Below are 23,724 nucleotides of genomic sequence, written 5' to 3' on the forward strand. Positions count from 1 at the left end.
CTCAGGCATGGTTCGTGAAGTCCGGATCATCGCTGGAACCCACACCATCGTCGCCGAGGCGGCTCCGCGTGTTCGCACGAGCCCGGTTCACGGCCTCGCCGATTCGATCGTCATCGACTTCGGGAACGCAGCGCAGGTCGATGAGGCATCGTCCCTGGTGCACTCGGGCGACGACTGCCGGGTCGCCGAGGCGCAGCGGGCGGGCGAGCTCCTCGGGCAGTTCGACGGCCCATCCGGGAAGGGGAACACCGGGGGCTCCCCCGCCGCCGACGCGCCCGTCGTGGGCGACAACGGTTCCGGAGACGAGGCTGGCCAGGCGTTCGGCGCGTTTCCTGAGCCGATCGACGTCGATGTGCAGAGCCTGACGGACCGGATTCTCTGTGTTCGCGACCGTGGCCTCGATCGCCGCCAGCGTGAGTTTGTCGGTGCGCATCGCCCTGGCCAAGGGGTGCGTCGCGATGCGCTGCACGGCGTCGCTGCGGCCGAGGATGAGTCCGGCCTGCGGGCCGCCGAGGAGTTTGTCGCCGCTGACGATGACGACATCGGCTCCGGCGGCGAGCGCACCGGCGATGTCGGGTTCGTCGGGCAGGTAGGGGTCGGGTTCGAAGAGTCCGCTGCCCAGATCGGCGATGAGTGGGAGCTCATGTTCGTCGGCGAGTTCACGCAGCGCAGCGATCTCGACGGAGGCGGTGAAGCCTTCGACTCGGAAATTGCTCGTGTGGACCTTGAGCAGACTCGCAGTCTGGTTGTTGATGGCCCGGGCGTAGTCGTCGAGATGGGTGCGGTTCGTCATGCCGACTTCCCGGATCCGGGAACCGGTCGTCGTCATGAGATCGGGCAGGCGGAAGCCAGCACCGATCTCGATGAGTTCCCCACGACTGACGATGATCTCGCCTGCCACTTTCGCGTCGATCGCACCGGCCGAACCGTCATTTCCTGTCGCTTCGTCGCCGCGCAGCGCAGTGACGGCGAGCAGCAGCGCAGCCGCACCGTTGTTGACGACCAGCACGTCCTCGGCTCCCGGGCAGGCACGCAGAAGCGCCCGCTTCGCGCCAGTCCCTCGCTTGCTGCGCTTACCGGAGTCCAGATCCATCTCCACGTCGACATAGCCGGTCGCATCGGCCACGGCTCGCCGGGCTGAGGCAGACAGTGGGGCGCGGCCGAGGTTGGTGTGGACGATGATTCCGGTGGCGTTGAGCACCGGGGTCAGAGAGGAGACCGAACGGGAACTCAGGTGTTCGATGACGGTGGGGGCCACCTCGGCGGCGGGGATCTCACCGGCGCGAGCGGCGGCCTGAGCTTCGAAGATGATCGCCCTGATCGTCGACTGGCTCAGCCTCTCACCTGCGGTGATGACCTCTGGGAGGGCGAGGAGATGATCGGTGCGCGGGATGCGGCGCCGCGGATCCGTGTCGGCCAAGACTGCGTTCTCCTTCACTGCGCTCGGTCCCTGCTGCGGACGCGAACTCCGAGGCTGCAGGTGTGTCGACGATGCTGGTGGCGGAGGCGGACGGGAATCGAACCCGCCAGACCGAGATACTCGGTCTCACCGGTTTTGAAGACCGGGGAGCCCACCAGGACTCGGACGCCTCCACGAGGAATCCTACCGTGCCGGGTGGGGGTCCTGCCCTTCGCACCAGGAGTCGCGCGCACCGTCCGCTGTCAGCGGCGCCTGCCCTTCTCCAGTCCCGTATCTTATGAGCATGGATGAACGTGCCACGGCCACTCACAGCCGCTGTTGCGAGACGGAGATCATCGAGACAGCGATGGTCCTTCATGACGTGATCTGAAGTGCCGCTTCCAGATCTTCCAGGAGGTCGGACGAGTCTTCGATTCCCACAGACAGGCGGATAGTGCCTGGCAGAATTCCGAGTTGCTGACGTTGTCCTTCCGACACAGCCGAATGTGAGGTCCTACTCGGCAGGCATGCAAGCGATTCGACACTCCCCAAGCTTGAAGCTTCGTGAATGACGCTGAGATCGGCAATCAGCCGTGAAGCGCGATCGTCGCCGCCGCTGACACAGAAAGTGACGATGGCTGCGCCCTTCAGTCCCAGCTCATCAGCGAGGTCCCTATCGGCATAAGAGCCGATCGTGGGATGTGTAACAGCCTCCACTCCAGATTTGGATTCGAGATAGTCAGCGATGATCTCCGCATTCAAACATGCTCGCTCGGTTCTAATGACCAGGGTCTTCAAACCACGGTCCAGCAGAGCGGCTCCCTGCGGAAGAAGAGTGCTTCCAAAGACCACCGAAGACTGACGAACAAGATCGATCGTCTCCTTTTTTCCGGAGGCCACACCCGCGGTGACATCCGAGTGCCCGTTGAGGTATTTGGTTGCCGAATGCAGCACAACGTCGAAGCCATGTTCCAAGGGCTTGAGCATCGGCGGTGGGGTGAAGGTTGCGTCTACGACAGCTTTCGCTCCCACATCGTGCGCGAGTGAGGCCAGCGCGGTGAGGTTCGCCAGGCGCAGCATCGGATTCGACAGAGACTCGACAAAGATGAGGGAAGGCGAGTCGGCGAGCTGGCGTTTCCACTCGGCCAAGTCATCCACGGCAACAAAGCGGACTGTGCGCCCGAAGTCAGAAAACTGCTGACGCAAGAATGCCGATGTCTCTCCGTAGAGTTCTTCGGCAGCAACCAGGGTTCCCCCTGGCGGGACCAATGACAACAATGTCGTGGTGATTGCAGCCATGCCCGAGGAGAACAGAACCGCGCTCTCAGCCCCTTCGAGGGCAGCGATCTTCTCTTCGACTGATTCGACAGTCGGGTTTCGGTTTCGGCTGTAGTACCACGATCGCTCACCTCCGGTTTCTTGGATGTCACGATAGTCATCGTCGTCAAGATCGAAATTCACCGATGTATAGATCGCATCCACGATCGGCCTTGGTCCGGAACCGGCGAAGCGTCGCCCCTGGGATACGGCAGTAGTAGACAATTCGAATTGTGGTCGGATCTGCTTCATTCTTCTTCCCTGCTGGGGTACGAAAATTCGCGAAAGGCGATTCAGCGATTCAGCGATTTCTACGGACCAGTAGTGTGTCAATGAGGGAAGTCAGGGTCACCTCCATCGTCGGAAGTGATTGAACGACCACTCACTGGGGACTCCAATCGTCTCCGATCCTACCGCGCCAGGTGAGGATCCTGTCGCCCGGATCTGCGCGTATGGGCAGTGCTAGGCTGATTTCGGAGACGCACTGAGGTCATCCGATGTCGAGGGAGACATCCATGCCGATCGGCTATATCATCACCATTCTCATCATCGGGGTATGCACGTTCACTGCCCTGATCAGGGCCACACGGCTCGGAATCCTCGCATTCTATGTCAGCGTGGTCATCAACGAAATCCCGCATCTGGCTGCACTCCTCCTCGTGCTGTCCACTGCGCTGGCCCTGGTCGAGGGAGATCTGCAGGGAACCGGCGGCATCATACTTCTCGTCATCGCCGCACTCGAGCTTGTGGGCCTGCTCGAACTGACCAGGCGGTCGATCCGCGCCCACGCGGTGGTCAACGCGGTTGCGGCCGGTCACGGGGCTGAGATAAGCGGTGGCGGTGTTCGACTCTGGCTGCGGCCACTCGTCTTTCCCGTACCTCTCCGGCCCGGGAACGTCAGACGAATCGGCGGTCTGCCCTACGGCGAGCACCCCAAACAACGTCTCGACGTCTATCGGCACAGGAACAGCGATCTCACTGGTCCCGTTCTCGTCTATTTCCACGGCGGTGGCTATTCGTCGGGGACCAATCGGAACGAAGGACGGGTCCTGCTGCATCGCTTGGCAGCCCAAGGATGGGCGTGCATCAGCGCGAACTATCGCCTGCGTCCGGAGGCAGGACTCGATGAGCACCTCGCCGATGCGCGTTCGGTACTCCAGTGGGCTAACAGCAACGCCGGCATCCACGGCGGAGACGTCTCGAGGATCGTCATGGCCGGCAGCTCCGCCGGTGCGCACATGACCGCGTTGACAGTCCTCACTCCCCCGGAGCCTCATTCCCCTCCTCATGACGCGAAATCGCGCCCAGAGCCAGCCGACGCCGAGGCGGTTCCCCGAATCGCTGCTGCCGTGTGCCTGTACCCGTGGATCGGCCGGTACTTCGGTCGGGGCGAGGACGAGAGCCAACCGTCGACGCCCTTGGCTCTCGACCCCTCGAATGCACCACCGATGTTCATCGCCCACGGCGACCACGATTCCTGGGTTCCGGTCGAAGAGGCTCGAGAGCTCCACGAGCATGTGCGCGCGGGATCATCGAACGCGACCTGGTATGTCGAACTGCCCGGTGCCCAGCACTCATTCGACGCTCTGCATTCCTGGCGCAATGCCGCGGTGGTCGAGGGGGTCGTCGCGTTCCTGCGTCCCATCGGCGATGTCGCTGAATTGACCGATTCATCACGATGAAAGGACACATCATGTCGGATTTCACCTGGGATCCCGACACCTACCTCGACATCATGGCAGAGGAGATCCCCGACTACCGGCGACTGCAGACCGAACTTGCCGCAGCCGTCGCCGAGGCGGATCCGCGCACAATCCTCGACCTCGGCGTGGGCAGCGGGCTGACGGCCAGGCGGGTCGCCGAGGCACTGCCACAGACACACATCCACGGCATCGACGAAAGTGAGGAGATACTGGCCGGTGCCGCGCAGGTACTCGAGCCGAACCGCAGCACGCTGAGCCTCGGGCGGCTGGAGGATTCGCTGCCGGAAGGTCCCTTCGACCTCGTCATGTCGACGCTTGCGGTGCATCACCTCGAGGGAGAGGAGAAGGCCGATCTGTTCTCACGGATCGCACAGGTACTCGTCGCCAGCGGACGGTTCGTCCTGGCCGATCTCATCGTCCCAGCCGATCCGGCAGATGTGGTCACGCCCATCGACGGAGTCATTGATGTGCCGAGCTCGCTCGCTGACCAGCTGGAATGGCTGAACGCGGCGGGATTCTCCACTCGAGTGACCTGGCAGCACCGGGACCTCGCTGTGGTGGCAGCAGACACGGTCGATTGACTGACGGCGCGCCCTTCACTCCCCGCTTTCACTCTTCTGACCGAGTTCACTCAGGGTTTGCTCAGGTGTTGTCATGGTCGCCTTAGGCTAGCCGGGTCTCCCCGCTGTCTTTCCAGAAAGACCCCATGCCTTCACGCACCCTGCTTTCGTCGAGTAATGCCGCTTTCACCAGGTCATTCGTTCTCGTTCTCGCGGTGATCGCTGCACTCCTCGCTCCCGGGACGATGGGTCCGGGCGGACTCCTGGCCACCTCGGTGCCGGCGAGCGCTGCCCCGCCCAGCGATGAGGATCTGGGCAAAGACGGGTCGGTCCTCCGCTCCTCCGAGACGAAGCGGGTCGCACCGGGCCTCGAGGTCACGGACTTCTCGCGTCTTGAGGACGGCGGCTGGAACAACGGAAACGTTCTCACCGCCGACCTCACCACTGACTCCCTGTCCCTCGACGTCCGCGACACCGGCACGGTCGCCGGCCACGACACCACGAGCGAGATCATGAAGGGAGGCAAGAACGGTGCGAAGGCAGTCGCAGCGGTCAACGGTACGTTCTTCGATATCAACCACTCCTATGCCCCCATCTACACCTCGGTGAGCAGGAACGGAATGCGGATCGGCTCTCGGACTCCCAAACCGGCGTTCACCCTCGCCGACAAGAAGGCCGCCGTGACGATGCTCTCGGCGGCGGGCACAATGACCGCCGACGGGGAGGAGACAGACCTCGGAGGGCTGAACAATCCGAACCTGTCCAGCGATGCGATCGGCGTCTACAACGAGTCCTGGGGTGACTACTCCCTCAACCGGCCCGTCGGCGGACCCGATGCGATGGCAGAGGAGGTCGCGCGGGTCACCGTCGTCGATGGCGCCGTCACGAAGTCCTCCGGGATGATCGACGAGGCCGGGGACCCGGACGTTCCCGAGAACGGCCAGGTCCTCCTCGGACGTGACTCGGGAGCGAAGACCCTGTCTGTGCTCGAGGTCGGCGACGAGGTGGAGATCGAGATCGGTCCCAGCGAGGACGTCGACCTGGGCATCGGGGGAAGCCACCAAGTCCTCAAGGACGGCGAAGTCCCCGATATGGGCAAGGACAGCTTGGTGACCACCGCGCATCCACGCACAGCCGTAGGCATCAGCAAAGATGGATCCGAACTGTTCGTGACCACGATCGACGGTCGCAGCGAATCATCGGGTGGAATGAGCCTCGACGATATGGGCGAGTTCTTCTCCGACATCGGCGCTCACAACGCCATCAACCTCGATGGCGGCGGTTCGACGACGATGCTGGCACGCGAAGCCGGAGCAGATACGCCCGCGCTGCAGAATGACCCCTCCGATGGAGAGGAACGATCGGTCGGCAATGCCCTCGTGTTCTACTCCGATGCGCCGGCACAGACCATCAACGACGCGCAGATCGAGCCCGTCATCGAAGACGAGGACTCCGTGTTCAAGGGGCTGCACCGCAGTCTCACAGGCACGGCTCTGGGCGCAAACCTCGAACCGATCGCCGCCTCAGGTTCCTTCTCTGCCGAAGGTGGCGTCTCACTCGCCGACGGGAATGAGGACACCGCTCGTGTGACCGGCGACTCGACAGGGACCGGACGGGTCTCCTACCAAGTCGGCGGTCACACTGCGCGGCAGGAGCTGCGGGTGCTGGATGAGGCCATCGGCCTGCAGCCGAGCACCCGCGCGATCAACCTCGAAAAGGTGGGCGCGAGTGAGAAGGTACGCGTCCAGGGCTTCGATTCTGAGGGCCGGCGCGCGCTCATCGAGCCACGGGACATCGATGTCGAGACCTCGGAGGGGCTCTCGACTGCGGACGACGGAACGGGCGGCCTCGTCGTCACCGCCGAAGGTGATTCGCCCACGGGATCAGTCGCACTCACCGTGGGCGAGGCCACGACGACCATCCCTGTGACCGTCGGCACGGAATCCACCGAGGTGCTCGACTTCTCCGACCTCTCCGAGTTCACCGACGCCTCGGACCGCGCGACAGGCTCCTTCACGGCAGGAGAACCCACCAATGACGGCAAGCCGAGCATCAACCTCTCCTATGACTTCACCACCTCCTCGGCGACCAGAGGCTACTACCTCGTCCCGAAGGAACCGGTGCCGATCGAGGGTAACACCCTGGCCTTCGAGATGATGATCCGCGGTGATGGTTCCGGTGCCTGGCCCCGACTGCAGGTGCAGACCGCCGACGGGACGACGACGAACATCGACGGGGACCATCTCACCTTCGACGGCTGGCAGAAGGTGCGCTTCACCGTGCCCGCCGGCCTCTCACAGCCACTGACCCTCGAGCGGATCCGCTTCATGGAGACTCGATCGGCCGAGAAGTACATGGGCGAGATCTCGATCGCCGACCTGCGCGCGGTCTCCACCCCGCAGACCGATGACCCGAAGACGCAGGCGATCCACGATCCGGCCCTGCTGAGCACCGGCTCCGTCGCGGGCCGACCCCAGCAGGTTGCCGTGATGAGCGATGCCCAGTTCGTCGCCACGGATCCCGACTCAGAATCGGTCGAGGGCGCGCGGCGGACCTTGCGTGAGATCCGCAAGGCCGACCCGGATCTTCTCGTCATCAACGGCGATTTCGTCGACGAGGCCTCACCTGCCGACTTCGAGCTCGCCGAGTCGATCATCGCCGACGAGTGGACCGAGGACATCCCCTACGTCTACGTCCCCGGCAACCACGAGATCATGGGCGGCGAGATCGAGAACTTCGAATCCGCGTTCGGATCGCCGACGACTGCGAGGACCCTCGGACGCACGAAGGTGCTCACCTTGAATTCCTCGGCCGGGCCCCTGCACGGCAGCGACAGCGAGCAGCTTCGTGCACTCGAGGATGCCCTCGCCGAGGTGAATGAGAATGATCATCTCACCGGCATCACCGTGTTCTTCCACCATCCTCCGCAGGATCCGCTGCCGTCGAAGACGAGCCAGCTCGGTGACCGTCGTGAGGCCGCGGAATTGGAGAAGAAGCTCGGCGAGTTCCGGGAGAGCAGCGGAAAGTCTGCCGCGGTGATCAACGGCCACGTCGGAGTCTTCCACGGGGCTGCTGTCGAAGGAGTCTCGTACCTCATCAACGGCAACTCAGGTAAGAATCCGGCGGGCACGCCTGCCACCGGGGGATTCACCGGCTGGACGATGCTCGGCATCGACCCCGGCGTGGGTGAGGTCGGAGACAATCCGAGCACCGCCGACCGCGTGGGTTGGCTGGCCGCAGAGACGAGGCCGCAGGTGGACTCCATCTCCGTCGACGCGCCCTCATCGATGGTGGCCGGACAGTCCGCTGATATCTCCGCCGAGTTCACCCAAGGCGATCGCACCGTCCCGGTCGGCTGGCCAGCAACGGCACAGTGGGGCGGAGACGGTGTCGTCGTCGATGCCGGCGCCGAGGTGGATATGCAGAAGGCGACTGGGGCGAAGATTCACGCCGAGGCGGCTGGATCCTCGGCACCCGAGGCAGCCTCCGAAGTGATCCGAATCAATCCGGCCACTGGAGAGATCACCGCCGAGAACCCCGGCACCGCAGTCGTGGAGGTGACCGTCAACGGTAAGACCGCGAAAGCCACGGTCGAAGTCGCCGGCGACGGAGCGCCTCCCGGACCTGGCGATGATGAGGGTGATGAGGACGCCGGCGCCGATGAGGACGGGACGAATGCCTCGTCTGACAATTCGAACGACGACGAGGCTTCGGCAACCTCGGATGACGGTTCGAACGACGACGGGGCTTGGGCAGGGTCAGATGACGGCACATCGGCTGCGTCGGACACGTCGGAGGACGGCGGTGACGAGGCGAACGGTTCGGGCAGTGCGGACGGCTCGGACTCTGAAGTGTCTGCTAGCGGCACGGATGACAGCAACTCATCCGACAATGGCTCCGATGACTCCGGCAACAGGGACAGCTCGTCCGATGGAGGCGGAGATCTGCCGAGGACCGGCGGACCGGTGCTGCTGACAGCCGCTGTGGGCGCTCTGCTGGTCATCGGCGGACTCATCATTGCGAGGTTCGCCCGTGGCCGCCTCGGCGGCCGGTCGGGGATCCGCCACTGATGCATCGTTGGCGCTGCCTCGGCGATCAGGCGGCGCCCGATCGTGGTTGAATGAGCACCTGTCGCAGCGGTTCCACCTCGGTGTTAGTCTCGCGGTATGACTGCCACCCAGGAACGTCTGACATCATTCGCTCACGGCGGAGGCTGCGCCTGCAAGATCCCGCCCGGCGAGCTCGAAGAGGCGGTCAAGGGCCTGACCGGCCAGCCCGGTGCCGATGTCCTCGTCGGCCTCGACGACGGTGACGATGCCTCTGCCGTCCGGGTCCGCGAGGACCTTGCGGTGCTCTCTACAGCCGACTTCTTCACCCCTGTCGTCGACGATGCCTACGACTGGGGTCGGATAGCGGCGGCGAACGCCCTGTCCGACATCTACGCGATGGGCGGGACGCCGATCACGGCGATCAACCTCGTCGGTTGGCCGCGCGAGAAGCTGCCGATGGAACTGCTCACCGAAGTTCTTCGCGGCGGTCTCGACGTCGCCGCGCAGGCGAAGTGTCCCGTCGCCGGTGGGCATTCGATCGACGATCCTGAGCCGAAGTACGGCATGGCCGTGACCGGCATCGCCGATCCCGATGAGCTCATGCGCAATGACGCCGCCGAGATGGGCCTGCCCTTGACATTGACGAAGCCCATCGGCGTGGGCATCCTCAACAACCGACATAAACAAACCGGCGAATACTTCGCCGAGGCCGTGGCCACGATGACCGAGCTCAACCGCGACGCTGCGCAGGCGGCGGTTGCTGCTGGTGTGCGCGCGGCCACCGATGTCACCGGCTTCGGGCTGCTCGGCCACCTGTTCAAGATGTGTCGTGCATCGGGCGTCGGTGCGGTCATCGACGCGGCTGCGGTCCCCCGCCTCGGCGGAGTCGATGAGTCGATCGCTCACGGGTATATCTCCGGCGGAACTCGCCGGAACCTCGACTGGGTGCGTCCCTGCCTCACCGCCGACGACTCAGTGAGCGAGGATGACCTGCTCCTCCTCGCCGACGCGCAGACCTCTGGCGGACTCCTCGTTGTCGGTGAGCTGCCCGGTCATCCTGTCATCGGCGAGATCGTCGTCGGGTCCGGTGTCCACGTGCGGTGAGGCGGCCAGTCAGCCTGTTCTTGTGGCTACCACCACGCGATGTGAGACGCTTCGCGACCTGCCCAGGCGTCTACGGCACCCGTGATTCGATTCCCGCGATGATGATGTCGAGCCCCCGCTCGTAGAGTCGTTCATTGCGTTCACGACCCGTTGGATGACCTTGCAACAGATCTGCCATCGGAGACTCCGGGCCCTCCGGGGCGAAGATCTTCGCCGGCGAGAGGGCATCGAGAGCAACTCCGAATGCGAATGCGTCAAGCACTTCCAGAGTCGTGAGGATTTCTTCCTCGGGAAGCCCGGCTTGCCGCAGCTGCGCAACAAGAGACTCGTAGAGCCGCAGTGTTTCGGGCTCATGAATCGTGACCCCAAGTAGATGGATCATCACTCGTGGATGATCGGAGTACAGCCTCCACAATGTGCTCACGCCCGCTCGCAGGGCGGCTTTCCATGTCGGATCGCTGGGCGGCGTGAACTCATATTCGCTGCTGAGGACCTCACGCATCGCGTGGACTATTCCATCACGGCCGTCTACATGATGGTAGAGCGAGGAGAGACTGACCCCGAGCTTCTTGGCGAGTGGCTGAATCTTGAGTTCATGCCCTGCATCGATCATTTCGATCGCCGCGTGCGCGATCTTCTTCCGATTGAGAAGCGGTGATACCGGTCGGGCCATGGTGTGGTCTTCCTCTCGGAGGGCAGTGTGATCTGATTGACATTCTCTCGCAGTCCGTGCAGTATTCCATTTAACCGAAAACTTTTCGTTTAACCGAATACCATCATCAACTGGCAGAGAGGCCACCCGATGACTTCTGCTCCTACCTCCCAAGCGCCGACCGCCGACGATCCACGCGTCTCCCTGCGCATCAGGAACGGCAGTGCGGTGTTCCTGGTTTCGCTCGTCGGCCTCATGATGGCCAACCTCGCACCACTGATCATGTCGGTGTTCGAACAAGTCGGATTCGATGTTGTCACGTCGGGCAACATCCTCACCTGGGGGCTCTTCGCTTCGGCAGTCGTCGGTCTCGGCACCTCCCGCGCCGCGGCCGGAGCGCATCGTCGCACCATCGCTGCCGTCGGGCTCATAGTCGCAGCCGTCGGGTTCGGATGCGCGGCGATCGTCGTACATCCGGCCTTGGTCGTCACCAGCTTCATCATCGGTTCTGTGGGTGTCGGCACTGCGATCTCAACATCGGGTGCGGCAATTGCGGCGCTGAAGAATCCGAACCGAGTCAGTGCCACGAGCGGAGTCGTGAATCGCCTGCTCGTCATGGTGGTTCTTGCCGTCATCCCCTTGCTTGGTCTCGCACAGATCACGTTGTTCGGGGCACTCACCCTGCTGTCCCTGCTCAGTCTCGCTGTCACTGTCTGGCTTCCCAGCACCCCTGAGTTCTCGACCATCGACCTTGTCGCCGAGAGTGCCGCAGAACCGAGGAGAGCACCCAGGAAAGTGCTTCTCGCAGGTATCGGGGTACTCATCGTCTTTCCGCTCTGGGGGACGAGCGAGGATGCGGTATGGACCCTCGCCCCCGTCCTGGGAGAAGCTGTGGGGTTGAGCGAGCAGAGCCTTGGTTTCACCCTCAGCGCGGCGGCAGGCGTAGGAGCTGGCGCTATGCTCATCGTCACCCTCGGCGGCCGGAGAATCGGGCGGGCCGTGCCTTTGGGGATCGCGCTCCTCCTCGGCGGTGCGACGAAGATCTGGATCGGCCTGACGGACGATCCGCAGACGCTGGCAATACTCATCATCGTCGTCAACACGATCTATGCTTTCGCCTTCGTCCTGTTCCTGGCCACTGCGGCCGGACTCGATGCCCGTGGGTACTGGTCGGGCCCCCTGATCGGCGCCTATATCGTCGGCTCGAGCTTCGCTCCGGTCATCGGTGCCTGGATCATCGACAGCGTAGGAATATCCGCCTTCGGAGTCGCCATGGGCATCGTCAACTTCGTACTCATCATTCCGACGGTTCTCATCGCTCGAGTCTCGACCGGTGTCGAACGCACGCTCAACCACCTCGGCGAAGAGAGCCCCACACACTGATCGAGACTCATCGACACCACCTCCAATTCAGAAGGACGCCATGACCACAGTCTTCACTAACGCAGCAGTCTTCACCGGCGGAGAACACTCCTCGATCCAGCAGGCGATGGCTGTCGAATCGGGCAGAGTACTCGCTGTCGGTGACCGGGCAGCCGTACGCAGCATCGCCGGCGAGACAGCGCAGGAGATCGACCTCGAGGGATGCCTCGTCGCACCAGGCTTCGTCGAAGCGCACACGCACATGCTGATGCTCGGTCAGACACTCGACAAGGTTCAGCTGCGTGAGTGCGCAGACCTTGGCGAGATACACGAACGGCTCGCCCACAGACGTCTGGAACAGCCCGATGCGCGCTGCATCCTCGGTTCCGGATGGATGTTCGACGCCATTCCCGGCGGCCAGCCCACAGCAGCCATGATCGACGAGGTGATCTCTGACATTCCAGTGCTGCTCGACTCCAATGATGTTCACTCGTCCTGGGTGAACACCGCTGCGTTGGAGGCGATGGGCATCGGTCCCCAGACACCGAATCCGCCCGGTGGAGAGATCGTCCGCGACTCGGATGGAATGCCCACCGGTCTTCTGCTGGAGAACGCAGCGATCGAACATGCGTGGACCTATCTCGAAGCTGTGACAACCGATGACGATCGGGATCGGTTTCTCGACAGCGCCTTCAGCGCTTACCTTGAGTACGGAGTCACCGCAGCCAGCGACATGGCGTTGGGCGAAGCGGAGACCGCCACATTCCGCCGCCGGATCGATCGAGACGGACGTCTGCCCTTTCCTGTCACAGGCTATTGGCTTCTCAGACCCTCAGGAGATCCGGAACGAGACCTCGAATCCGTCAGGCGGGCCGCGGAGATACGAGACCAGATAGCCGCAGCGTCCGGGTCCGAATGGTTCCGAATCGTCGGAGTCAAATTTATTCTGGACGGGGTGATAGATGCCTGCACTGCTGCAATGCGGGAGCCCTTTGCCGATGGAAGCCACGCCGAGCCGATCTGGTCCTTCGAATCGGCCGCCCCGGTCGCCGTTGCAGCGGATTCATACGGTTTCGATCTCGCCATGCATGCGATCGGTGATCACGCCAGCGAAATAGCGCTCAACCTCGTCGCGGAATGCGTTCGTGCGAATGGACCGAGGATCAGGGCTCCCCGCATCGAACACCTTGAATCGGTGACCGACGAGACCATCGCGCGCATGGCGGCCTCCGGCGTCTTCGCTTCGCTGCAGCCGGTGCACTGTGACCCGGCGATCATGCCGAACTGGAAGGCAATGCTTGGCGACGAACGCGCGGAAAGCGGATTCCCGTGGCACAAATTCCGGGCGGCCGGTGTGAGAATCGCTCTCGGCACCGATGCACCGACGGCCCCTCATCAGGCGGCTCACAACCTCTTCATCGCACTGACTGCGCGTTCAGCACTCAGCCCGGGCCCTGAGACTTATCATCCCGAACGGGCATTCACTGCTGCACAGGCCATGAGTTCATTGACGCTCGGTCCCGCCCGAGCAGGCGGCTTCGACGACGGGATCGGAGAGCTTGTCCCCGGTGGACGCGCGAATCTGGTCATTCTTGATGTCGACCCCTTCTCCAATGACAGCGGCCGTCTGCTCCACGCACGGGTCCGATCCACAATTGTCGACGGCGAGTTGGCGTGGTCGGATGCGGACTCGTCTGGGCACCGCTCTTCGGAACTCAGTCAGGGTCTTCCGGCGCACTGTCGGGCTTCGGTCTGAACCGTTGGTGAGCGGCGGTGAGAAGATCGATCAGCTCCCACCGGCCGACTTCCAGAGGCTGGTTGAGGACGATCTTCTCACCGAGGACTTCGCGCCTGAAGGGCGCGCGATGTTTCGCCCGTCTGCCCGATCCCGAGGCGAACGCGACGTTGACGGAAGGGAATGACGGAGACTCCGGACTATTGCCGAAGCTCGCTGTCGTCACGCTGTCGACCACCGACCACGTCGCGTGGTGCACGGTCTCCTCTCCCCCGCTCCGCTGCGGACGAGTTCGAGGCTCTCCGCCGTGAGCTCAAGACGATAATCCTGTTGTCGACGTCGGACGATGAGCGCCGGGAAGACCAAGCCGAAGAGGACCACGACCACGAAGCCACACAGGGCAACGAATCCATCCGCTCCCAATACCAGGACCATCAATCCCAGCAGCCCCAGAACCACACTGCCGATGAGACGCCCGATGTGTGCACCGGCAGATGCCTGACCGATGACGAGCCGACCGTTGTCCTCGATGAAATCCAGGCGCGCCTGAACCCTCTCTGCTTTCGACGACCCTGCAGGGAAACTCAGTGAGGACTCCGCCGTGGACTGCGCCTGCCGCGGGGGCTCATCACTGCCCGTCATGTCGTCCATAAGCGCCTCATGGGTCCAGACTACGACAGATGTGCAGGAGATCAGGCCGACAGATCGAGTCTCTCTTGCAGGCTCAGATCCAAGAGGGCGTGAGGTCCTCGTTGACGAAGCGCCTGAAGCCGCTCACAAAGAGCCAGTAGACGAAACCCATGATGGGCGCCACGAGCAGCGTCTGCCACCACGAGAACATGCCGTTGCCCCAGCCGAAGAGATTCATACCGAAAGTCACAAGGGGGAACAGCACAGCAACGATAGCCGCCTCTCTCAGGCTGCGTCGGTCCTTGAGCAGCTCCCTCACTGCGTCCTTCATGGTCTTCTCACCCTACTTCCCGGGCGGTCTGCTGCTCAAAGGCTTGTCACAACCTGCCTTGACCGTCGAGACCTAGACCCCGGTCGTGATCGAGTCGCCTGTGATGCCGCGGGCGCGACGCTCCTCGAGGCGAGCGCGCTGCGGTTCGACCACGTGGCGCGGATCCTTCGTGGACTCGATGCCGGCTTCGAGGACCCCGAATCGCGTGTACGCCGAGGCGGCTGCAAGTGCCGCACCGCTGACCACTGAGACGGCACGTAGTGCGGCTCGAGTCTTCCAACCCGCACCCTTCCCGAGCTTCTTCGCGAACACCCTGGCCCCCACCTCGGCAGCGGCTGTTCCGATCGCACCGGCGATGAGCAGCTTCTCCGCCCGGTGGAGCTTGTGGCCGGGTTCGCCCTCTTCGAGAGGATCCACCTCGGCGGGGTGCATGCCCTGCTTCATCCGATCCATCGTGATCGCCTCGCCGGCGGCACCGACCAGCGCGAGCAGGCGCGCCGGTCCGGTCTCCCGCACGGGAGCCAGAGCCATCGCAGTTCCTCCGGCGGCCACGGCGGCCGAGGACACGAAGACATAGGACAGACCGTTGCGACCAGCAGCGTTCCAGGTGGGGACCGCGGTGTCGCCGAGGAGCGCTCCGGTGTACGCGGCCAGAGGAGTGGCGAAGAGTGCCGACTCGAGCGCGGCAGGAGTCTCGAAAGCATGCAGCACACGACGCAGCGGTCCCAGCGGAAGCCGCAGACCGGTCAGCCGGTCGACCTCGATCGCGGCAAGTATTCCCGATCCGACGCCGAACCCCGAGAGGATCCAGGTGCCCAGGCTCATGGGCGAGCTGACTTTGAACACGCGCATCATGTTGAGGAAGCGTTCGGGCCGGCCGAGATCGGCCACGAGTGCCGCTCCCCCGACGCCGGTTGCGGTGATCGCCGTGAGCCTGGTGGCGATGCGCAGACCCGGGCGGTCGCTGAACTGGGCGCCGAGGCCCAAGAGGCTCGAGCCGCCGGCCAGACCGCCGAGGAACAGGTAGAGCGCGATCTCATCGCCCCATGGTGGAGCCTTGACGATGGCACGTCCGTAGTACGAGGAGAATTCGACATCCTCGACCATCGGCATCTCACGGTTGCCGTCGGCCCCACGGTTCTTCCAACCCTGACCGCCGCCACGGCCACCACCAGAACCATCAGGTCCACCGGAGCCACCGCGGCCACCAGCGGGGCGACCGCCCCGGCGACGCTTCTTCCGTCCGCGATCGAGCTCAGGTGGGCGGTAGGAATCGTATTCGGATGTGCTCAACGCCGGCTCCCGAGGAACGCGAGTCCGGCGGCAGCGACCATGCCGAGTGCGGCCATGCCTGCCTTGGCATACATCTGGGGCAGGTCCTTCGTCGGCACCCGCGGATCCGGGGGCAGACCGTAGACCTCCGGCTCGTCGAGGATGAGGAAGACAGATCCGGTTCCGCCGACGCCGTCGTTCGGGTTGGCGCCGTAGAGACGGGCCTCGGTCATGCCCTTCGCGTGAAGGTCAGCGACGCGGGTGTGGGCCTTGTCGACCATGTCGTCGTGGTCGCCGAACTTGATCGACTCCGTCGGGCAGGTCTGCGCACAGGCTGGAGTGTCACCCTCGACGAGGCGGTCGTAGCAGAGCGTGCACTTGTTGGCCGTGTTCTTGTTCGGCACGTCCATATCCGCGGCCTTGCGGTCGTCGCGGTCGGTGGGCGTGTTGATCGTGCCGTCATCACGGCGTTCGATGACGCCGAAGGGGCAGCCGGCCACGCAGGTGCCGCAGCCGTTGCAGACATCGTTCTGCACGACGACGGTGTCGAATTCCGTGCGAAAGAGTGCTCCGGTGGGGCACACGTCGAGACAGCCGGCGTGGGTGCAGTGCTTGCACACGTCCGAGGACATCAGCCAGCGGAAGTCCGCGGTGTCCGGCGGCGTCGTGTCGAGTTTTGCGATGTCCTCCGGGTCGCTCGGGCTCAGGGCTCCGGGTGCCAACAGGTCGATGCCCATCGGCGGTGTCGACGGCAGACCGCCACCCGACGCACCGGCGCCATTCGACCCGGACTCTGCGGCACCGAGGGCTCCGTCCAAAGGCTTGGCACCCGCAGACTCGTTCGTACGAGGACGGATCGTCGGCATACCGAGGTTGACGAGTTTCCGTCCGGATTCACGGGCGGCTTCGATCCGCTCGGAATCCTGTTCGATGAAGGCGACGTGTCGCCACGTGTTGGCGCCGAGGCTGCCCGTGTTGTCGTACGAGGAGCCGAGGAGTTCGAAGGTCCCGTCCTGCGGGTTGTTGTTCCACTCCTTGCAGGCGACCTCGCAGGCCTTGCAGCCTATGCAGATCGACGTATCGGTGAAGAACCCTTTGCGCTCGTGCGCGGAACCGTGCCAGTGCCCGTCAGCAACAGCCTCGTCCTCGACAGTCGTTGTCGACATCAGTCCTCCTCCTCATATCCTCTATTGTCCACGGTAGTCGTGTCGGCATCCTCGTCGTCTCGGCCGCTGAAGTCACGTGCACCCTCGCCGAGGTTGCCCTTCTGAGCGCTGTCAGCATCCTTGCCGATGTAGCCACGGTCCGGATCCCCGTCGGTCGGGTCCCCGTCGTCCGCGCGGTTCGCGCCCACGGTCTCGGTCCTGTTCTCGTCGATGGAATCGACAGGTCGAAGATCGACACGACCCGAGCGATCGTCGGCACTGTCGACGACTCTGGAAGCGTCATCGGGCGCCGAACCACCGGTCGCCTCGGCGTCGTCCGATTCGCCGCTGTCGGTCGCTTCGTCTCCGAAGGTGCGTCCGGGGGTGACACCGACGGCGGAGTCGCCACCGCGATGCGGATGTCCACCCTTGCTGGCTTCAGAATCAGCAGCGTGGGACTCGGCGACCACCTCTTCGGAGACGGTGACCAGCTGGTTGCCCGATTCGGGGCTCAGTCCGGCCTCGCGCTGGTACTTCTCGACGAAGTCGACGAGTTCGGGACCGCGCGGACGCCTGCCCGGCATGATCGTTCCGGCCACGTACTTGCTGTTCTGGATGAACACGTTGGGATCCATCGTGACACCCAGCAGATCGTTCGCGGAGTCGCCTTCGACGGTGGCGTCCCCGCCCACACCCCAGTGATAGGGCAGGCCGATCTGGTGGATGGTCTTCCCGCCGATCGTCAGCGGCGTCATCCTCTTAGTCACGAGAACGCGGGCCTCGATGGCAGCCCGTGGGGAGACCAGAGTCGCCCACCCGTAGGGCTCAAGACCCACCTCGGTGGCAAGCTCCGGTGAGATCTCACAGAACATCTCGGGCTGCAGCTCCGACAGGTACGGCAGCCACCGGGACATGCCACCGGCAGTGTGGTGCTCGGTCAGGCGGTAGGTCGTGAACACGTAGGGGTAGACCTCGGAACCGGGATTGCCGGCTCCTGGCGCGGACAGGTTGTCCTCACGGCGCATCACCAGGCGCGTCGGTGAGCTCTGCTGATCGTAGAGCGGGTTGCCAACCGTCGATTCCTGCGGTTCGTAGTGTGTGGGCATCGGTCCGTCGACCATGCCGCTGGGTGCGAACAGCCACCCCTTGCCGTCGGCCTGCATGATGAACGGATCGTCACCATCGAGGTTGGCAGGACCACCGTGGGCCTGATCCGATCGGGCCGAGGGTGCTCGGTCGATCGGGAAGTCGGGCACATCCTTGCCCGTCCACTTGCCGGATTCCTCGTCCCACCAGACGAACTTCTTGCGCTCCGACCACGGTGAGCCATCCGGTGCTGCCGAGGCGCGGTTGTAGAGGATGCGGCGGTTCGCCGGCCATGCCCAAGCCCATTCGGCGGCGGTCTCGTCCTGCTCTGCGCGGGGTTTGCGCCGGGCGGCCATGTTCTGCCCGCCTGCGTAGATGCCCGCATAGATCCAACAGCCGCCGGCGGTGGTGCCGTCGTCGGTCATCTGGTTAAAGTTGTCGAGCGGCTGCCCGTCCTTCTCTCCGCCGACGTAGTAGCCGTTGATCTCGGCCAGCACCGATTCGGGGTCGACCTCGCCCTCCTCGTCAACCGGGTAGTCCCAGGTCATGTCAAGGAGCGGTCGGTCACGAGGATCCTTCGAGTCCTTCAGCTTCTCGCGCACGCGCTTTCCGAGTTCGAAGAAGAAGTCGAGTTCGCTCTGTGCGTCTCCGGGCGGGTTGACGGCCTTGTGCCGCCACTGCACGAGGCGCTGCGTCTGCGTGAAGGTGCCGGCCTTCTCTGTGTGGTTGGCGGCGGGCATGAAGAACATCTCGGTCTCGATGTCCTCGGTTGTGAGCTCACCGCTGGCGATCTCCGGACCGTCCTTCCACCAGGTGGCGGACTCGATGAGCCGGAAGTCTCGGACGACCATCCACTTCAGGTGGCTCATCGCCATGCGCTGCATCCGACCGTTAGCTGATCCCACGGCCGGGTTCTGGCCCAGTAGGAAGTAGCCGTCGACACCGTCGTTGAGCATGCGGACCTGGGTCTGATAGGTGCCGTGGGCGCCGTTGATCTTCGGCAGATAGTCGTAGGCGAAGTTGTTCTCCTTCGTCGCCGCATCGCCCCACCAAGCCTTGAGCAGGTTGGTGGCGTAGCTGCGCCCGTTGGCCCAATAGCCCTTGTGGGTCTCCGGGGTGCCGACGGCGGCGACGTAGTCGTCGAAGGTCTCGTGAACTCCGGCGCTGGGCATCGGCAGGTAGCCGGGGAGCAGATTGAACAGGGTCGGGATGTCGGTCGAGCCCTGGATCGTGGCGTGCCCGCGCAGTGCCATGATGCCGCCGCCGGGTCGGCCCATGTTGCCCAGCAGGAGTTGGAGGATCGAGGCGGTGCGGATGAACTGGGCGCCCAGGGAGTGCTGGGTCCAACCCACTGCGTAGGCGAAGCAGGTCGTGCGTTCGCGCCCGGAGTTCTGGGTCACGGACTCGACCAGGTATTCGAAGTCGGCGGGTTTGATCCCGCAGTTCTCGGCCACCATCTCGGGTGTGTACCGGGAGTAGTGACGCTTGAGAATCTGGAACACCGACCTGGGGTCGCTCAGGCTCTCATCCTTGACCGCACGACCTGCTTCGTCGGTCTGGTAGGACCAGGTCGAGTTGTCGTAGGAGTTCGTGTCCGGGTCGAATCCGGAGAACAGACCGTCCAGGTCCTCCGTGTCCTGATAGTTCTCGCTGATGAGGTTCGCGGCGTTCGTGTACGCACGCACGTACTCGTCGAAGTGCAGACCCTCGGTCAGGACACGGTTGATGAGCGCACCGAGCAGGACGATGTCGGAGCCGGCCCGGATCGGGACGTGCTTATCGGCAATCGCGGTGGTGCGCGTGAAACGAGGATCGACGTGGATGACGCGTGCACCGCGGGCCTTGGCCTCGGTCACCCATTGGAAGCCCACTGGATGGCACTCGGCCATGTTGGATCCCTGGATGATGATGCAGTCGGCATTCGCCATATCCTGGACGGGTTGTGTGGCGCCGCCTCGCCCAAACGAGGTTCCCAAACTGGGAACCGTGGCGGAGTGTCAAATACGCGCCTGGTTCTCGATCTGTATCGCGCCCGCCGCCGTGTAGAGCTTCTTCGCGAGGTAGTTCTCCTCGTTGTCGATGGTCGCCCCGCCGAGGCTGGCGATCCCCATCGTGCGACGCAGAGGGTGGCCCTTGTCGTCGAAGTCCTCCCAGTGATTGCGGCGGGCTTCGATGAAGCGGTCGGCGACCATGTCGATGGCGGTGCCCAGATCGAGCTTCTGCCAGTCCTTGGCTCGTGGTGCTCGGTAGAGGACGTCGGTGATGCGTCCGTTGGCGTTGACCAGCTGTTCGCTGGCCGCGCCCTTGGGGCAGAGGCGTCCGCGGGAGATCGGTGAGTCCGGGTCGCCTTCGATCTGGATGACCTTGTCATCCTTGACGAAGACCTTCTGACCACAGCCGACGGCGCAGTACGGGCAGACCGACTGCACTACCTTGTCCGCGGTGGCATTGCGTGAGGTGGTGTCGCGAGTCTTCTGGGACACCACTGATTCGCCGCGCCCCGACGCATCGGAGGATCGCAGCTGCCGGATCACCGGCCACTCGAGAGGACTGAACCGAGCCATGGCTCAACCCTAGCCCTTCCGAGCGGCCGATGGTGACCAAATCGCCCAAGATCATCTGCAGTGTTTCACGAGGTGAGATGCGGTGATCTCATTCGCCGAGGAGGTCCTCAGTCGGTGATCCTGTGTGCCAGGAGCACACTGTCGTCGAGTTCGGCAGGCTGTCCATCGGGCGTTTCGACCGCCCTGGTGCGCAGTTCGGCGAGTTCGATCTCCCAACGGACGGGGCTGCCGCCGATGAGCAGGGCGAAATCGCCGTTCGGGGTCACTGGTTCATGATGATGACCGAGGCCGTGGCCAAGTTCCTCGTCAAGGTTCTCCGCCCACGGCGGCATCTCGGCGTGGGAGATGAGCAGCAGCCGGCCATCGGGTGCGACGTGCTCGGCGACCTTTCCGACGAGCTCCTCACGGGTGTCGGGCAACCGGGTGTGGAGGAAGCAGCCGATGACAAGGCCATAGCCGCCTCGGCGAGGGTGCTCTTCGTCGGAATTCGCACCCGAGGTATCCCAGGTGGAGACGTCAGCGACTTCGAAGGATGCGGCGGCACCCTTCGCTGCGGCTGCTTCCGCGGCCCGGTCGACGGCTGTCTGCGACAGGTCGATTCCGGTGGCATCCCAGCCGTGTTCGGCCAGCCAGATGGCGTCGGCGCCCTCACCGCAGCCGACGTCGAGGACGCGGCCGGGGGTGAGGCTGTCGACTGCGGCGACGAGCGACTCGTTGGGATTGCCCGACCAGATCGGCTCGCTGCCGGCATATCGCTCTTCCCAGGCCGCGACGGAGCCTGGGACTCCTGCATTCACGGCCTGTTGGGGTTCGGTCACTGTTGGGGTCCGGATTCAGGGGAGACTTCGGTCGCCTCCGACTCCACTGCGGCGTCCGATCCTTCGGCTGCCTCGACGCCGGCTTCCTGCTTAGCCAGTTCCTCGCGGACCTCGTTCATGTCGAGTTCCTTGACCGCGGTGATGACCTGTTCGAGCTGAGGTGCGGCGAGCGCACCCGGCTGGGCGAAGACGACGATGCCCTCGCGGAAGGCGACGAGGGTCGGGATGGAGGAGATCGCGAAGAGTCCCGCGAGTTCCTGCTGCGCCTCGGTGTCGACCTTTCCGAAGACCACGTCCGGGTACTGTTCGGAGGCTTCTTCGTATACGGGGGCGAACTGCTTGCAGGGGCCGCACCAGTCGGCCCAGAAGTCGAGAAGAAGGATCGAGCTGTCGGTGATGGTTGACTCGAAGTTGTCTTTGGTGATTTCGATCGTAGACATTCGGGCAGTCTAAACGCCGACCATGAACACTGTCTGGACACTTTCGCAGTCTGGACAACGGCGCGGCCCCAACGCCCGTTCACGACGCACACCAGTCACCTCGGTTCGTCGAACTCGCGTGTCGGCCCGACCTCGCGAAGCTCAGTCCACGAGGTCGACGATCGGCTGATCTGCGGTGATGGCGGAGAAGACAGCATCGGCGGCAGATGATTTCACGACGCGGTTCTGATTGTCCGGCGCCGGCTGCCACGGCATGATCGCAAAGGTGATCGAGTCCTTGGGCACTGAAGACACGGTCGCGGCCAGCGAGCCGAGGGAGGAGACCGAATCGAGTCCGTCATCGACACGCAGCGAAGAGGTGACCGCATCAAGGAAACTGTAGAGCCGGTCGGGCCTCGACAATGTGTGGGAGCTCTTCGCTCGGTCGATAATGGAGTCCATGACCATCTGCTGATTGCCCATGCGCGAGATGTCGCTGCCGTCTCCGACGGCGTGCCTGGTCCGCGCCAGGGCGAGGGCATCCGTGCCGCCCAGGGTCTGCTCCCCTGCGGGCAGGTCGAGGTTCGCCTTGTCGTCGTGCAGAGGTTCGTCGAGATCAACGATGATCCCATCCAGTGCGTCGACGATTGTGGCGAAGCCGTCGAAGTTGACTTCGACGAAGTGGTCGACGCGAACTCCCGTGAGCTCTTCGGCCGCAGAGACCGAGCATGCAGGACCCTGGTTGAGTGCCGAATTGATCATTCCGCGCTGAGCCGGCGAAGCACCGGACCCAGTGTCTTCGCAGGCAGGCATATCCATCATCGTGTCGCGCGGAATCTGGACGGCATCGATACGAGAGGAGTCATCGGAGACATGGGCGAGGATCATCGCGTCACTGCGCGCACCATCGCCTAAGCCGTAGTCGTGTGTGTCCAGCGCCCTGGTATCGGAGCCGAGGATGAGGACGTTCAGTTCATCCGTGATCTTCTCGGGCGCCTTACCGTCCCCCGCGCGCAGTGCTGAGGAGGTGATGTTCCCCTTCAGGTTGTGAACAACGGCGACGATCGTGACCGGGACTCCGATGACGAGGACCGCGAGTATGGCGACGATGGTGCGGCGACGTCGGTACTTCATGGCAAGGCGGCGCTGTCGTCGTGGACCGACTTCGGAATACGGCATAGAACTTCAATTCGCGATTGGCGATGGATTGCATACAATCCTAAACATAATTTCTCCGAACTTTGTGTCACCGATGGGCGATACATTCTGTTAGAGTTGAATTGTTCCCGTACGAAACGGTGCGGAACGTGTGGTGCCGCGAGCGTAGGTAGATTCGCTTGGCGCCGTGCTGTTGCCTGTTGGCGCGTGTCTACCATCCGCGCCTCTCTAACTTTCTGACTTTTCAACCCAGCCGTCCTTCGGCTTCCGTCCAGCACCTTCGAGTGCCCTACCGAGACCACACTTCCCGCTTTCGCCTGAGATGAGGATTCTTCACTTCAGCACGAATCTCGGAACTTCGGTTTCTCCACATTTTTCTGCCGGACCTGCGTTCAATGCGCAGATCATCCGACAGGAAGT

Annotated in this window: 16 protein-coding genes, 1 tRNA gene and 1 pseudogene; 6 read left to right on the top strand and 12 right to left on the bottom strand. The window is 63.7% G+C overall.

Annotated elements, in window-relative coordinates:
- Position 1: 1 nt before the first annotated feature.
- The 3 genes from selA to FO013_RS11450 all read right to left on the bottom strand — a co-directional run bounded on the left by selA (position 2) and on the right by FO013_RS11450 (position 2,968).
- Positions 2-1,420 carry an L-seryl-tRNA(Sec) selenium transferase gene (gene selA / locus FO013_RS11440; RefSeq protein ID WP_143922898.1) on the bottom strand — a complete coding sequence of 473 codons (1,419 nt, stop codon included), beginning with the start codon at positions 1,418-1,420 and terminating at the stop codon, positions 2-4.
- A 78-nt stretch (positions 1,421-1,498) separates the two neighbouring features.
- Positions 1,499-1,593: transfer RNA gene (locus FO013_RS11445), tRNA-Sec, on the bottom strand.
- Between the two features lie 181 nt (positions 1,594-1,774).
- Complete coding sequence (locus FO013_RS11450) at positions 1,775-2,968, bottom strand: trans-sulfuration enzyme family protein (RefSeq protein WP_143922679.1); 1,194 nt, start codon at positions 2,966-2,968, stop codon at positions 1,775-1,777.
- A 263-nt stretch (positions 2,969-3,231) separates the two neighbouring features.
- On the opposite strand from FO013_RS11450, the gene FO013_RS11455 reads away from it, so the two are divergent.
- The 4 genes from FO013_RS11455 (at position 3,232) to selD (ending at position 10,132) form a co-directional block, all read left to right on the top strand.
- Positions 3,232-4,398, top strand: coding sequence for an alpha/beta hydrolase (locus FO013_RS11455; protein WP_186293070.1), 1,167 nt, complete (start codon positions 3,232-3,234; stop codon positions 4,396-4,398).
- 11 nt (positions 4,399-4,409) lie between these two features.
- On the top strand, positions 4,410-5,000 hold the full coding sequence (locus FO013_RS11460; RefSeq protein WP_143922681.1) for a class I SAM-dependent methyltransferase: 591 nt from the start codon (positions 4,410-4,412) through the stop codon (positions 4,998-5,000).
- A 125-nt stretch (positions 5,001-5,125) separates the two neighbouring features.
- The gene (locus FO013_RS11465) at positions 5,126-9,049 is read left to right on the top strand and encodes a phosphodiester glycosidase family protein (protein ID WP_143922682.1); all 3,924 of its coding nucleotides are present in this window, start codon (positions 5,126-5,128) and stop codon (positions 9,047-9,049) included.
- A 96-nt stretch (positions 9,050-9,145) separates the two neighbouring features.
- A complete protein-coding gene (gene selD, locus FO013_RS11470) occupies positions 9,146-10,132 on the top strand; it encodes a selenide, water dikinase SelD (protein ID WP_143922683.1) in 987 nt (328 codons plus the stop codon).
- Positions 10,133-10,202: 70 nt separating this feature from the next.
- Here selD and FO013_RS11475 read toward each other — a convergent pair whose 3' ends face one another.
- On the bottom strand, positions 10,203-10,805 hold the full coding sequence (locus tag FO013_RS11475; RefSeq protein ID WP_143922684.1) for a TetR/AcrR family transcriptional regulator: 603 nt from the start codon (positions 10,803-10,805) through the stop codon (positions 10,203-10,205).
- A gap of 129 nt (positions 10,806-10,934) precedes the next feature.
- Here FO013_RS11475 and FO013_RS11480 point away from each other — a divergent pair, with 129 nt between their 5' ends.
- Complete coding sequence (locus FO013_RS11480) at positions 10,935-12,167, top strand: MFS transporter (RefSeq protein ID WP_143922685.1); 1,233 nt, start codon at positions 10,935-10,937, stop codon at positions 12,165-12,167.
- A 40-nt stretch (positions 12,168-12,207) separates the two neighbouring features.
- Entirely contained in the window at positions 12,208-13,902 is a 1,695-nt protein-coding gene (locus tag FO013_RS11485; RefSeq protein WP_143922686.1) for an amidohydrolase, read from the top strand.
- Between the two features lie 201 nt (positions 13,903-14,103).
- On the opposite strand, the gene FO013_RS11495 is transcribed toward FO013_RS11485, so the two are convergent.
- The 8 genes and pseudogenes from FO013_RS11495 to FO013_RS11535 form a co-directional block, all read right to left on the bottom strand.
- Positions 14,104-14,532, bottom strand: a complete 429-nt coding sequence (locus FO013_RS11495; RefSeq protein WP_143922688.1) for a hypothetical protein — start codon at positions 14,530-14,532, stop codon at positions 14,104-14,106.
- A 73-nt stretch (positions 14,533-14,605) separates the two neighbouring features.
- A complete protein-coding gene (locus FO013_RS11500) occupies positions 14,606-14,842 on the bottom strand; it encodes a hypothetical protein (RefSeq protein WP_143922689.1) in 237 nt (78 codons plus the stop codon).
- 72 nt (positions 14,843-14,914) lie between these two features.
- Positions 14,915-16,135: an NrfD/PsrC family molybdoenzyme membrane anchor subunit gene (gene nrfD, locus FO013_RS11505; RefSeq protein ID WP_143922690.1), complete on the bottom strand. Its 1,221-nt coding sequence runs from the start codon at positions 16,133-16,135 to the stop codon at positions 14,915-14,917.
- The gene (locus tag FO013_RS11510) at positions 16,132-17,280 is read right to left on the bottom strand and encodes a 4Fe-4S dicluster domain-containing protein (protein ID WP_143922691.1); all 1,149 of its coding nucleotides are present in this window, start codon (positions 17,278-17,280) and stop codon (positions 16,132-16,134) included. The genes nrfD and FO013_RS11510 overlap by 4 nt, the downstream gene beginning before the upstream one ends.
- Before the next feature lie 467 nt (positions 17,281-17,747).
- A pseudogene (gene fdnG, locus FO013_RS11515) lies at positions 17,748-20,909 on the bottom strand (formate dehydrogenase-N subunit alpha); the annotation flags it as partial.
- Positions 20,910-21,016: 107 nt separating this feature from the next.
- Positions 21,017-21,727: a class I SAM-dependent methyltransferase gene (locus tag FO013_RS11525; protein WP_143922693.1), complete on the bottom strand. Its 711-nt coding sequence runs from the start codon at positions 21,725-21,727 to the stop codon at positions 21,017-21,019.
- Positions 21,724-22,167, bottom strand: a complete 444-nt coding sequence (locus tag FO013_RS11530; RefSeq protein WP_143922694.1) for a thioredoxin family protein — start codon at positions 22,165-22,167, stop codon at positions 21,724-21,726. The genes FO013_RS11525 and FO013_RS11530 overlap by 4 nt, the downstream gene beginning before the upstream one ends.
- A 141-nt stretch (positions 22,168-22,308) precedes the next feature.
- Positions 22,309-23,325: an LCP family protein gene (locus tag FO013_RS11535; RefSeq protein WP_143922695.1), complete on the bottom strand. Its 1,017-nt coding sequence runs from the start codon at positions 23,323-23,325 to the stop codon at positions 22,309-22,311.
- Positions 23,326-23,724: the final 399 nt, after the last annotated feature.

The sequence above is a fragment of the Brevibacterium aurantiacum genome, assembly GCF_007558825.1.
In the GTDB taxonomy this organism is placed as follows: Bacteria; Actinomycetota; Actinomycetes; order Actinomycetales; family Brevibacteriaceae; genus Brevibacterium; species Brevibacterium aurantiacum_A.